The following is an 11,969-nucleotide window of genomic DNA, read 5'->3' on the forward strand; positions in this document are numbered from 1 at the left end:
GCGCTATCACCGCCAAGAGCGCGGAAAAAGGCGAAAATCAACTGTATTGCCGATATACTACACTGCTGTTATGATGCGCGCATCAGGAGAGCGGCGGGAGATGGCCGATGTATAGCGAGAGTGACCTACAGGATGCCGTAGCGGCGGGCGCTATCCCGGCCGACGCGGCGCAGGCGTTGCGCGATCATGTCGCGCGGCTGCGCGCAAGTCCCGTGGTCGACGAAGAGCATTTCCGGCTGCTGACCGGCTTCAACGATATTTTCGTGACGATCGCTGGCGTGATCCTGCTGGTGGCGCTCGGCTGGCTCGGCAACAGCCTGCGATTCGGCGCGCCCGACCATCATCCCGCCTTCATGTCCGGGGTGCTGATCGCGGCGGCAAGCTGGGGCCTGGCGGAATATTTCACCCGGCAAAGGCGCATGGCCCTGCCCTCCATCCTGCTGCTGGCCGGATTCGTCGGCGGCGTCTGCTTCGCGGTCGGCGCACTGGCGGGGCAGCTGGTGCCCAATGCCGGCGAGCGCGAAGGCGCGCTCATCCTTTCGCTGGTCGCGGCCTGCGGCGCTGGCGCGGCGTGGCTGCATTGGCGGCGCTTCATGGTGCCGATCACGGTCGCTGCGGGATCGGCGGCGGGTGTCGGCGTGATCGCCGGCCTCGTGATGGCGGCGGTCCCCTATGACCGCACCCTGCCCTTTCTGCTGATGCTGGCGGCGGGCATCGCCCTGTTCGCGCTCGCCATGTGGTGGGACATGAGCGACCGGGCGCGCACCACCCGCCGGTCGGACGTCGCTTTCTGGCTGCACCTCGCCGCCGCGCCCATGATCGCGCATTCGCTGTTCCAGCTGCTCGGCGTGCTGCGCGGCGACGAGATCAGCGCCGGGCGGGCGTTGCTGGTGATCGCTCTCTATGTCGCGTTCGGCATCGTCGCGCTGGCGATCGACCGGCGCGCGCTGCTCGTTTCCAGCCTCGCCTATGTCCTCTTCGCGCTCTACGCCCTGTTCCGGCAAGCCGGCGCGGTCGAGCTGTCCTGGGCGCTGACGGCGCTGGTGATCGGATCGGCGCTGCTGCTGCTGTCGGCCCTGTGGCACCATGCCCGCGCTCTGGTGGTGCGCGGGCTGCCGCCGGTCGTGACGGACCGGCTGCCCTATCTGGACCGGGCGGTGGCGTAACCGATCAGCGTTCCGACAGATAATAGCGGTCGAGCGCGGTCAGATCATCGGCCAGTTCATAGACGATGGGCTGGCCGGTCGGGATTTCCAGCTCGGTGATCTCGTCGTCGGGGATGTTCGACAGATGCTTGACCAGCGCGCGAAGCGAATTGCCATGGGCGGAGATGACGACCCGCTTGCCGGCCTTGAGGTCGGGCGCGATCGTCGCCTCCCAATAGGGCAGCACGCGGGCGATCGTGTCCTTCAGGCTCTCGGTCGAGGGGATGGCGATGCCGGCATAGCGGCGATCGGCCGACAGGTCGAATTCCCCGCCCGGCTCCAGCACCGGCGGCGGAATGTCGAAGCTGCGCCGCCAGATCTTGACCTGATCGTCGCCATGCTTCGCCGCCGTCTCAGCCTTGTTGAGGCCAGTCAGCCCGCCATAATGGCGCTCATTGAGCCGCCAGTCCTTCTCGACCGGCAGCCACAGCCGCCCCATTTCCTCCAGCGCCAGGTTGAGCGTCTTGATCGCGCGGGTCTGAAGGCTGGTGTAGCATATGTCGAAGTCCAGCCCCTTCTCCGCCATCAGGCGGCCGGCAGCGCGCGCTTCCTCGATCCCCTTGTCGGTCAGGTTGACGTCCCACCAGCCGGTGAAGCGGTTTTCCAGGTTCCACGCCGACTGGCCATGGCGGATGAGGACGAGGGTGGGCATGGGGCGCGTCTCCTGCACGAACATCATAGGATGATGATCCCCATAGCGGGCAAAATCCGCCGCGCAAGCTTGCCGCCGGACGCGGGCGTCCCACATTGCGGCGGCATGGTCCATCGGGTAGCAGATGGGCATCATATGAGGCAGGAGCAGCCGACTTGGCATTTGTGAAGGGCGCGTGGCGCATATTGGTCGCGATCAAGGACGGGCTCGTCCTCCTGTTCCTGCTGCTCTTCTTCGGCGCGCTCTACGCCGCCCTCTCCTTTTCGCCCAAGCCGGCGCAGAGCGTCAGCAGCGGGGCGCTGCTGCTCGACCTTGACGGCACCATCGTCGAGCAGCCCGCCGAGGTAGAACCCTTAGCTCTGCTGACCGGCAACGGCCCGCAAGCGAAGGAATATCGCCTGTCCGACATCGTGACCGCGCTCGACGCGGCGAAGGACGACGCGAAGATCAAGGCCGTGGTGCTGAACCTCGACGGCTTCATGGGCGGCGGGCAGGTCGCCCTGGCCCGCGTCGGCAAGGCGCTGGATGGCGTGCGCGCCGCTAAAAAGCCCGTTCTGGCCTATGCGACGCTCTACAGCGATGACAGCTATCAACTCGCCGCCCATGCGAGCGAGGTGTGGAGCGATCCGCTGGGCGGTGTCGCGATCATGGGCCGGGGCGGCTCGGGGCTCTACTATAAGGGATTGATCGACAAGCTCGGCGTCAACACCCATGTCTATCGCGTCGGCACCTACAAGAGCTTCGTCGAGCCCTTCATCCGCACCGATCAGTCGCCCGAAGCGAAGCAGGCCAATCAGGCTCTCGCCGACGCATTGTGGGAGGATTGGCGGCAGGATGTGGGCAAGGCGCGGCCGAAGGCGAAGATCGCGGCCTACGCCGCCGATCCCCTGTCGGCGGTGCGCGCGACGGGCGGGGACGTGGCGAAGGCCGCGCTGGCGGCGGGGCTGGTCGACAAGCTCGGCGACGCATCGGCCTTTGGCGACCGGGTGGCGGACATTGCCGGCGACGCATCAGGCGACAAGGCGGGCAGCTTCGCCACGGTCGACTTCGACCGCTACATAAAGGCGCGCAAACCTGCCAATGACGGACAGATCGGCGTGCTGACGGTGGCCGGCGACATCGTCGATGGCGAAGGCGGCCCCGGCACGGCGGCGGGCGATACCCTATCCGACCTGCTGCTGACCGCGCTCGACCAGAAAGACCTGAAGGCTCTGGTGGTGCGGGTCGATTCGCCGGGCGGATCGGTAATGGCGTCGGAGAAGATCAGGAGCGCGATCCTTCAGGCGAAGGGGGACGGGCTGCCCGTGGTCGTGTCGATGGGCAATGTGGCGGCGAGCGGGGGCTATTGGGTCTCGACGCCGGGAGACGTCATCTTCGCCGAGCCCGACACGATCACCGGCTCCATCGGCGTGTTCGGCATCCTGCCGAGTTTCGAGGGCACGCTGGCGAAGATGGGCATCACCACCGACGGGGTTCGCACGACGCCGCTGTCGGGCCAGCCGGACCTTGCGGGCGGCACCACGCCCGAATTCGACCAGATCATGCAGATGGGGGTCGAGGATATCTACCGCCGGTTCGTCGGCATCGTCGCGCAGTCGCGGAAGAAGTCCCCCCAGGCGATCGACGCCATCGCGCAGGGCCGGGTGTGGGATGGCGGCACGGCGCGACAGATCGGGCTGGTCGACCGCTTCGGCGGGCTGGAGGACGCCGTTGCCGAAGCCGCGCGCCGGGCGAAGATCGACCCCGCCAGGGCAAAGGTCTATCGCATCGAAAAGGCGCCCGACCCTTGGGCGGAGTGGATCGAGGCGCTCGCGCAGCGCGACCCCAACGATGACAATGCCGCCCGCGACATGCTCGCGCGGCAGGCGCGGGCGCAGCGCGGCTGGGCGATGCAGGCAGTCGCCGACGTGAAGGCGCTGGTGACGGGCGCGGGCGTGCGGGCCGATTGCCTGGAATGCCGCGGCTATGGCGCGCCCAGGCTGCGGAGCGCGGCTGAGGACCGCGGCATGCTGGCCATGATCGCCGCGTTGTGGCGATAGGCTGAAACCACTCCTCCCGCGTGCGGGAGGGGAGGCTCAATTCATCGAGAGGATCATGTTCCGCACCTGCGGATAAACCTGATTTTCCCATTTTCGGCCGGAAAACACGCCATAGTGTCCGACGCCGGGCTGAAGGTGGTGGCGCTTCAAATGCGGCCGCAGGCCGGTACATAGCGCGTGCGCTGCCGATGTCTGGCCGACCGCGCAGACATCGTCCTTCTCGCCCTCGACCGTCAGCAGCGCCGTCTTGCGGATCGCGCCGGGGTTCACCTTGCGGCCCCGCACGGTGAGTTCGCCCTTCGCCAGCAGCGTCCGCTGGAACACCATGTCGACGGTTTCGAGGTAGAATTCCTTGGTCATGTCGAGGACCGCGAAATATTCCTCGTAAAATTGCTTGATCTTGTCGGCCTCCACCGTCTTGCCGTCGGCCAGCAACTGGTAGAGTTCGCGGTGCTGCGCGCCGTGCCGCTCCAGATTCATCGACATGAAGGCCGACAATTGGAGGAATCCGGGATAGACCTCCCGCCCGCGCCCGGCATAGCGGAAGGGTACGACAGAGATCAGATTCTCCTCGAACCACTCGATCGGCTTTTCGTTGGCCAGGTCATTGACCACGGTCGGCGCGGCATTGGGATCGATCGGCCCGCCCATCAGCGTCATCGATCGCGGCGTCGCCTTGTCGTCATCCTCCGACATCATCGCCACGGCGGCGAGCGCGGGAACGCAGGGCTGGCACACCGATACGACATGCGCGCCCTCGCCCATGTCCTGGAGGAACCGGATCACATAGTCGACATAGTCGTCGAAGCCGAACCGCCCCGCCTCCAGAGGCACGTCGCGTGCGTTCTTCCAATCGGTGATGTACACGTCATGGTCCTGAAGCAATGTTGCGACCGTGCTGCGCAGCAGGGTTGCGAAATGGCCCGACATGGGGGCTACCACCAGCACCTTGGGCTGCGGCGTTTCGACATCGTCCTTCACGAAATGCAGCAGGTCGCCGAAGGGCAGCGCCATCGCGATCTCCTCGCGCACCGCCACCTGCGCATTGCCGCACTGGACCATGTCGATGCCGTAAGCGGGGCGACGGTGCGTCAGTTTCGCGCCCTGAAACACGTCCATCAGCGCAAACATGCGGCGCGGCATGGCCCAGTCGGCCATTGGTCCCATCCGGTCACGCATCGCGAGCGCCCATTGCGCGCCGAGGCGGGCGGGGAGCAGCATGTCGTTCCATGCCTGGTAGCCGCTATAGAGCATCCGCATCGTCGTAAATTCGCCTTACACCAATATCGCCAACCGAATCGGCGATTCCAATCAAACGCTATACATGCATTTTGTGTTGCACTGCATCATCATAAATGTGAGTTAAGTTGAAGGCGGGAGGCAAGCCATGGCAGTTGCAGAACTCACCCTTTCCAGCAAAAATTACTCGTCATGGTCGTTGCGCGGCTGGCTGTTGTGCCGGATTGCCGGGCTGAAGGTCCATGAGACGATCGTCGCCCTTGACGACCCGGAAAATCGCGCCGAACTGCTGCTGCTCTCTCCCTCCGTGCTGGTGCCGCGCCTGACGCATGAAGGCGCGAGCGTATGGGACACGCTGGCGATCGCGGAATATCTGCACGAGTTGTATCCGCAGGCGGGCATGTATCCCGCCGACCGGATCGCCCGCGCCCATTGCCGGTCGGTGTCGGGCGAGATTCACTCGGGATTCGCCAATCTGCGGTCCGCGCTGCCGATGAACCTCAAGGTGCGGCATGTCCGGTTCCCGATCTTTTCAGGCGCGAAGCCCGACATCGACCGGGTCGAAACGATCTGGCGCGAATGCCTGGAAACCTATGGCGGCCCCTGGCTGTTCGGCGACCGCCCGACCGTGGCCGACGCGATGTTCGCCCCGGTGGCGCAGCGTTTCCTGACCTACGCCGTGCCGGTATCGCAGGGCGCGGCCGCCTATTGCCAGACGATCAACAACTGGCCGCTGATGCGCGAATGGATCGAGGCAGCCCGCGCCGAACCTGAAGAGATGATCGAGCTGGAAGTCGAATTCTGAACGGCGATCAGTGGCGCACCTCGGCGAGCCACGCGCCGATCATCGCCCGTCCTGCCGCCACGGCGCCCGGTCCATGGGCTTCATGATCGCGCCGCAGCGCATGGACGCATTGCCGGGCGGTGTCGAGATCGGCCCAGAAGTGGGTCAGCCAATCCTCGAAACGCGGGTCTTCGCCCATTTCGGCATGGAATTGCAGCGCCAGCAGATTGGTCCCGCGCCGGAATGCCTGATGCGCATAGCTGTCGGTGGACGCGAGCAGTTCGACCCCGTCGGGCAGGTCGAACGTGTCGCTATGCCAATGCAGCACCGGCACGGCGTCGAGGTGGCGCAGCGGCGACGCCGCGCCGGCGGCGTTGAGCCGAACCGGCGCGAAGCCCAGTTCCATCCGCCCGCCCGGATAGACCGGCGCGCCCAGCGCCGCCGCGATCATCTGACTGCCCAGGCACACGCCCAGCGTCGGCCGGTCGGCGGCAAGGCGCGCGGCGAGCTTCTCGATCTGCAGGCTGATCCAAGGGTGATGATCGGTCTCGTAAACGCCCATCGGACCGCCCATCATGATGAGCAGGTCGGGGCTGCACAGGTCGACATCGGCAAAGTCGGGGCTGGCGACGTCGACGCGGTCGATATGGTAACCCGTCTCCTCGATCGGCTGGAGATACCCGGCCGCGCCTTCGCGCGGGACATGACGGACGATCAACGCTCTCTTCATTGCTGATCGATGCGATAGACAATTCGATCCGGCGGCACCACCCCAGTCTTTCTTGACCGCTGACAAACCCGTCTATGGCGCCGCGCCATGCCGCACGATGCGCGGAGCCCACTTCCCCGATTGACGCGCCCCTCGCTTTGCCGCAATGGCTTGGGCGTCTCCGGCGGATTCGTCTGCCGGGCACGATGCGGGAGAGCATGGGCCGCCTTTGAGGCACCGCCCGTCGCCGAAGGAGCAACCGCCCCGGAATCTCTCAGGCCAAAGGACCGCATCGCGCGAGACACTCTGGAAAGCGGACGCGCTTCATGCCCGTCCCACCGAAGGGGTAAGCCAGGGGGCCGCAGGGTCACTGGTCAAAGCTCTCAGGTTCCGTGACAGAGGGGGTGGCAGTCTTCCGCGCCATATCCGGCGGGGTCACGCTGTCGCCCTGCTACTCATCACGGAAAGGCCGGCCTGCATGACCGCCAATGACGATATCGCCCATCTGGAAGAAGAGCTGCCGTTGCAGGAACTGCCGCTCGACGCCTGGCACCGGGCGAAGGGCGCGCGGATGGTCGGCTTTGCGGGCTATCACATGCCGATCCAGTATGACGGCATCATGGCCGAGCATCTGTGGACGCGCGAACATGCTGGGCTGTTCGACGTGAGCCATATGGGCCAGCTGACCTTTTCGAGCGCCAATGAGAGTGGGGCCGTGGACGAAGCGCTGGAGCAGCTGCTGCCCGCCGACATCAAGGGGCTGAAACCCTTCCGTCAGCGCTACTCGATGCTGCTGGACGAGGATGGCGGCATTCTCGACGACCTGATGGTCTCGCGGCTGGGCGGCGACGCATTCGACGGCGCGGACATCTATATGGTGGTCAACGGCGCAACCAAATATGACGATATCGGCTGGATAATCGAGCATCTGCCCGACGAAGTGGTGATGAACCACATGGACGAGGCTGCGCTGCTGGCGCTGCAAGGGCCGGAAGCGGGCGAAGCGCTGGGCGCGCTGATCCCCGAAACCGCCGATCTCCTCTTCATGCAGTCGGGCCTGTTCACTTGGCGCGGCGTGCCGCTATGGATCAGCCGGTCGGGCTATACCGGCGAGGACGGGTTCGAGATCAGCGTGCCGGCCGACGACGTGGCGCTGCTGGCCGACGCGCTTTGCGCCCTGCCGCAGGTCAAGCCCATCGGCCTTGGCGCGCGCGATTCGCTGCGGCTGGAGGCGGGGTTGCCGCTCTACGGCCATGACCTGACGCCCGCCGTCAGCACCATCGGCGCGGACCTCGGCTTCGCCATCGGCAAGCGTCGGCGCGAGGAAGGCGGCTTCATCGGCCATGCCCGCGTCATGAAAGAACTGGCCGATGGTCCTGGCACCAAGCGCGTGGGCCTCCGCATCGAGGGCCGGCTTCCCGCGCGCGAGGGCGCGAAAATCTATGCCGGGGCGGTCGAAGTCGGCGAAGTCACCTCGGGCGGCTTCGCGCCGACCCTCGGCTCGCCGATCGCGATGGGCTGGGTCAGCCTGCCCCACGCGGCCATCGACACGGCACTGGAAATAGAGGTGCGGGGCAAGCGTATAGCCGCTGCGGTCACGCCGATGCCGTTCGTTCCGCATCGGTATCGGCGCAAGGCGTGATGTCATTTTTCGGAAGGGGAGTAACCATATGAGCCGCTATTTCACTGACGAACATGAATGGATCGATGTCGAGGGCGAGATCGCCACGGTCGGCATCACCGATTACGCGCAGGAGCAGCTGGGCGACATCGTGTTCGTGGAATTGCCCGCCGAAGGCACGACCTTAGACAAGGGCGACGACGCCGCCGTCGTGGAGTCGGTCAAGGCCGCGTCGGACGTCTATGCGCCGATCTCGGGCGAAGTGGTCGAAACCAACGGCGCGCTGGAGGACGAGCCCGCTCTGGTCAACAGCGACGCGGAGGAGGACGGCTGGTTCTTCAAGCTGCGCATCACCGACGCCAGCGAGCTGGAAGGCCTGATGAACGAGGCTGCGTACCGGAAGTTCGTGGCGAGCCTTTGATCGACATTCTCCCCTCCCCTTCAGGGGGAGGGGTCGGGGGTGGGGTTCAGCCTCATAGGGTGACGCATGGGGCGACACCCCACCCCAATCCCTCCCCTGAAGGGGAGGGGCATTGATAGGAGTGAAAATGCGCTACCTACCCCTTACCGACACCGACCGGCAGGCGATGCTCGCCACCGTCGGCGCGGCGTCGATCGACGATCTGTTCGTGGACGTGCCCGCTGAAGCCCGTTTGTCCGGCCCGATCGAAGGCCTGCCGAACCACGCCAGCGAACTGGCGGTCGAGCGGCATATGAGCGCGCTCGCACGGCAGAATCTGTCGGCGGGGGAAGCGCCCTTCTTTCTGGGCGCGGGAGCCTATCGTCACCATGTTCCCGCCAGCGTCGATCATTTGATCCAGCGTGGCGAGTTCCTGACCGCCTACACCCCCTATCAGCCCGAAATCGCGCAGGGCACGCTCCAGGTGCTGTTCGAATTCCAGACGCAGGTCGCGCGCCTGCTGGGCTGCGATGTCGCCAACGCCTCCATGTATGACGGTTCGACCGCGTGTTGGGAAGCGATCGTGATGGCGCGGCGCATCACCAAGCGCGGCAAGGCTTTGCTGTCGGCGGGTCTGCACCCCCATTATGTCTCGGTCGCGCAGACCATGGCGAAGTTTACCGGCGACGCGCTGGTGCATGACGCGCCGACGCTGGAGGCCGCGACGGACATCGACGCGCTGATCGCCGGGATCGACAAGGACACGTCCTGCGTCGTTGTCCAATATCCCGACATATTGGGCCGTATCGCCGACCTGACCCCGCTGGCCGACGCCGCCCATGCGGCCGGCGCGCTGCTGGTCGCGGTGGTGACGGAACCGGTGGCGCTCGGCGCGATACGGGCGCCGGGCCATATGGGCGCGGACATCGTGGTGGGCGAAGGCCAGTCGATCGGCGTCGGCCTGCAATTCGGCGGGCCGTATCTGGGCCTCTTTGCGTGCAAGCAGAAATATGTCCGCCAGATGCCCGGCCGCCTCTGCGGCGAGACAGTGGACGCGGCCGGCAAGCGCGGCTTCGTGCTGACGCTCTCGACCCGCGAACAGCACATCAGGCGCGAGAAGGCGACGTCGAACATCTGCACCAACAGCGGGCTGTGCGCGCTGGCGTTCAGCATCCACATGACCTTGCTGGGCGAGGCGGGGCTGCGCCAGCTTGCAACGCTCAACCACGCCCTCGCCTGCCAGGCGGCGGACCGTCTGGCGCAGCTGCCCGGCGTCACGCTGCTCAACGACAGCTTCTTCAACGAATTCACGCTGGTGCTGGCGAAGGACGCGCGTGAAGCGGTGCGGAACCTGGCCGACCGGGGCGTGCTGGCGGGCGTATCGCTCGGCCGCCTCTTCCCCAATTCGCCCGCAGTCGGCAACGGCCTGATCGTTGCCGTTACCGAGACGACCACGCCTGAGGACATCGAGGCGCTGGCCAAGGCGCTTGAGGAGGAACTGGCATGAGCGTGCTGTCTAACGCCGTGCTCCGGCGGAAGCCGGAGCCCAGAGCCCCACACGCTGTGCCCGGAACCCTGGGCTCCGGCTTTCGCCGGAGCACGGGACGTTTGAACAAGGAGATCGCGGCATGACCATGCTCAAGGAGGGCCGCCCCACCGCGCCCACGCCGGTCGAGGACGCGCATATGGCCCCCGCCACCGCCACCGGCAACCGCGCCCTGATGCTGGAGGAAAAGCTGATCTTCGAGATCGGCTCGACCGAAACGACCGGCGTCGATTTCGGCGAGACCCCGAAGATCGCCAGTCGCCTCGGCACTCTCGCCCGCGCCGACAGCATCGGCCTGCCCGGCCTGTCGGAGCAGGAGACGGTGCGCCACTATACCCGCCTCAGCCGACAGAATTACGCCATCGACCTTGGCCTGTTCCCGCTCGGCTCCTGCACGATGAAGCACAACCCGCGCCTCAACGAGAAGATGGCGCGGCTCCCCGGTTTCGCGGACATCCACCCGCTGCAACCGCAATCGACCGTGCAGGGCGCGCTTGGCGTCATCAACGAACTGGCCGTCTGGCTTATCCAGCTCACCGGCATGCATGGCGTCGCGATGACGCCCAAGGCGGGCGCGCATGGCGAACTGTGCGGCCTGCTCTGCATCCGCGCCGCCCTTGAAGCGCGCGGCGACGCGCGCAAGGTGGTGCTGGTTCCCGAAAGCGCGCACGGCACCAATCCCGCCACCGCCGCCTTCTGCGGCTATGAGGTGGAGGATATTCCCGCGACCCCCGACGGCCGCGTCGATCTGGAGGCGCTGAAGGCCCGGCTCGGCCCGGACGTCGCGGCGGTGATGATCACCAATCCCAACACCTGTGGCCTGTTCGAGCGGGACATGAAGGTGATTTCCGACGCAGTCCATGCCGCCGGTGCCTTCGTCTATTGCGACGGCGCGAACTTCAACGCCATCGTCGGCCGGGTGCGCCCCGGCGACCTCGGCGTCGATGCGATGCATATCAACCTGCACAAGACCTTCTCGACCCCCCATGGCGGCGGCGGCCCCGGCTCCGGCCCGGTCGTGCTCTCCGAAGCGCTCGCGCCCTTCGGCCCGCTGCCCTACACCGCGCGCCTGGCGGACGGCACGATCCACCTCATTGAAGAAGATAATGTCGGCGAGGAAATGCCGCAGAGCTTCGGCCGCATGTGCGCCTTCCACGGCCAGATGGGCATGTTCACCCGCGCGCTGACCTACATCCTCAGCCACGGCGCGGATGGCCTGCGGCAGGTGGCGGAGGACGCGGTCCTCAACGCCAACTATGTGCTGCGCAGCCTGGACGATGTGCTCGACGCGCCATTCGGCGCAAGCGGCCCCTGCATGCATGAGGCGCTGTTCAGCGACAAGGGGCTGGCCGAAGGCTTCACCACGCTCGACATCGCCAAGGGGCTGATCGACGAGGGCTTCCACCCGATGACCATGTATTTCCCGCTGGTCGTCCATGGCGCGATGCTGGTCGAACCCACCGAAACGGAAAGCAAGGCGGCGCTCGACCAGTTCATCCTGGCGCTGCGCAGCCTGGCCGAACGGGCAAAGGCAGGCGACGAGGCGCTGAAGGGCGCGCCCTATCACGCGCCGCGCCGTCGCCTCGACGAGACCCTCGCCGCGCGCAAGCCGGTGCTGAGCTGGACCGATCCGGACTTGGCGCAGGCGGCGGAGTGAGCGTTCGTTCCAACCGAAACAGGGGCGATGGGCTATGAACGCCATGGAGATTATTACGGCTCCGTAATAATACCGCAAACAGCTGGCTATCCGGCTGACCGGATGCCAGCGCCCTCG

At 66.1% G+C, this 11,969-nt stretch carries 10 protein-coding genes and 1 riboswitch; of the genes, 7 read left to right on the forward strand and 3 right to left on the reverse strand.

All coding sequences use genetic code 11. From position 1 onward, the window contains the following. The first annotated feature begins 107 nt into the window (after nucleotides 1-107). Nucleotides 108-1,166: a hypothetical protein gene (locus ACETPF_RS08920; protein ID WP_373934100.1), complete on the forward strand. Its 1,059-nt coding sequence runs from the start codon at nucleotides 108-110 to the stop codon at nucleotides 1,164-1,166. Between the two features lie 4 nt (nucleotides 1,167-1,170). On the opposite strand, the gene gpmA is transcribed toward ACETPF_RS08920, so the two are convergent. Next, entirely contained in the window at nucleotides 1,171-1,857 is a 687-nt protein-coding gene (gpmA, locus tag ACETPF_RS08925; protein ID WP_373934294.1) for a 2,3-diphosphoglycerate-dependent phosphoglycerate mutase, read from the reverse strand. Nucleotides 1,858-2,012: 155 nt separating this feature from the next. Here gpmA and sppA point away from each other — a divergent pair, with 155 nt between their 5' ends. Continuing rightward, nucleotides 2,013-3,896, forward strand: a complete 1,884-nt coding sequence (sppA, locus tag ACETPF_RS08930) for a signal peptide peptidase SppA (RefSeq protein ID WP_373934101.1) — start codon at nucleotides 2,013-2,015, stop codon at nucleotides 3,894-3,896. A 36-nt stretch (nucleotides 3,897-3,932) separates the two neighbouring features. Here the strand turns inward: sppA and ACETPF_RS08935 are convergent, their stop codons facing one another. Further along, nucleotides 3,933-5,156 carry a polyhydroxyalkanoate depolymerase gene (locus ACETPF_RS08935; protein ID WP_373934102.1) on the reverse strand — a complete coding sequence of 408 codons (1,224 nt, stop codon included), beginning with the start codon at nucleotides 5,154-5,156 and terminating at the stop codon, nucleotides 3,933-3,935. A 127-nt stretch (nucleotides 5,157-5,283) separates the two neighbouring features. Between ACETPF_RS08935 and ACETPF_RS08940 the strand changes: the two genes are divergently transcribed. After that, a complete protein-coding gene (locus ACETPF_RS08940; protein WP_373934103.1) occupies nucleotides 5,284-5,940 on the forward strand; it encodes a glutathione S-transferase in 657 nt (218 codons plus the stop codon). A gap of 7 nt (nucleotides 5,941-5,947) precedes the next feature. Here the strand turns inward: ACETPF_RS08940 and ACETPF_RS08945 are convergent, their stop codons facing one another. Next, nucleotides 5,948-6,649 (reverse strand): glutamine amidotransferase, encoded by a 702-nt coding sequence (locus tag ACETPF_RS08945; protein WP_373934104.1) that lies wholly within the window; start codon nucleotides 6,647-6,649, stop codon nucleotides 5,948-5,950. Nucleotides 6,650-6,827: 178 nt separating this feature from the next. Continuing rightward, nucleotides 6,828-6,928, forward strand: a riboswitch (glycine riboswitch). Nucleotides 6,929-7,106: 178 nt separating this feature from the next. Here ACETPF_RS08945 and gcvT point away from each other — a divergent pair. The 4 genes from gcvT (at nucleotide 7,107) to gcvPB (ending at nucleotide 11,852) form a co-directional block, all read left to right on the forward strand. After that, nucleotides 7,107-8,270 (forward strand): glycine cleavage system aminomethyltransferase GcvT, encoded by a 1,164-nt coding sequence (gene gcvT, locus ACETPF_RS08950; RefSeq protein WP_373934105.1) that lies wholly within the window; start codon nucleotides 7,107-7,109, stop codon nucleotides 8,268-8,270. A 28-nt stretch (nucleotides 8,271-8,298) separates the two neighbouring features. After that, the gene (gene gcvH / locus ACETPF_RS08955; RefSeq protein ID WP_373934106.1) at nucleotides 8,299-8,670 is read left to right on the forward strand and encodes a glycine cleavage system protein GcvH; all 372 of its coding nucleotides are present in this window, start codon (nucleotides 8,299-8,301) and stop codon (nucleotides 8,668-8,670) included. A gap of 127 nt (nucleotides 8,671-8,797) precedes the next feature. Then, nucleotides 8,798-10,156 carry an aminomethyl-transferring glycine dehydrogenase subunit GcvPA gene (gcvPA, locus tag ACETPF_RS08960; protein ID WP_373934107.1) on the forward strand — a complete coding sequence of 453 codons (1,359 nt, stop codon included), beginning with the start codon at nucleotides 8,798-8,800 and terminating at the stop codon, nucleotides 10,154-10,156. A gap of 121 nt (nucleotides 10,157-10,277) precedes the next feature. Then, nucleotides 10,278-11,852 (forward strand): aminomethyl-transferring glycine dehydrogenase subunit GcvPB, encoded by a 1,575-nt coding sequence (gcvPB, locus tag ACETPF_RS08965; RefSeq protein WP_373934108.1) that lies wholly within the window; start codon nucleotides 10,278-10,280, stop codon nucleotides 11,850-11,852. Nucleotides 11,853-11,969: the final 117 nt, after the last annotated feature.

The sequence above is a fragment of the Sphingobium agrisoli genome, assembly GCF_041877245.1.
Lineage (GTDB): Bacteria > Pseudomonadota > Alphaproteobacteria > Sphingomonadales > Sphingomonadaceae > Sphingobium.

Excerpts from the sequence above, each read along its gene's own strand:
- gcvH (WP_373934106.1), top strand. The coding sequence starts at position 8,299 with ATGAGCCGCTATTTCACTGACGAACATGAATGGATCGATGTCGAGGGC.
- ACETPF_RS08935 (WP_373934102.1), bottom strand. The coding sequence starts at position 5,156 with ATGCGGATGCTCTATAGCGGCTACCAGGCATGGAACGACATGCTGCTC.
- gcvPA (WP_373934107.1), top strand. The coding sequence starts at position 8,798 with ATGCGCTACCTACCCCTTACCGACACCGACCGGCAGGCGATGCTCGCC.
- ACETPF_RS08940 (WP_373934103.1), top strand. The coding sequence starts at position 5,284 with ATGGCAGTTGCAGAACTCACCCTTTCCAGCAAAAATTACTCGTCATGG.
- ACETPF_RS08920 (WP_373934100.1), top strand. The coding sequence starts at position 108 with ATGTATAGCGAGAGTGACCTACAGGATGCCGTAGCGGCGGGCGCTATC.
- ACETPF_RS08945 (WP_373934104.1), bottom strand. The coding sequence starts at position 6,649 with ATGAAGAGAGCGTTGATCGTCCGTCATGTCCCGCGCGAAGGCGCGGCC.
- gpmA (WP_373934294.1), bottom strand. The coding sequence starts at position 1,857 with ATGCCCACCCTCGTCCTCATCCGCCATGGCCAGTCGGCGTGGAACCTG.
- gcvPB (WP_373934108.1), top strand. The coding sequence starts at position 10,278 with ATGACCATGCTCAAGGAGGGCCGCCCCACCGCGCCCACGCCGGTCGAG.
- gcvT (WP_373934105.1), top strand. The coding sequence starts at position 7,107 with ATGACCGCCAATGACGATATCGCCCATCTGGAAGAAGAGCTGCCGTTG.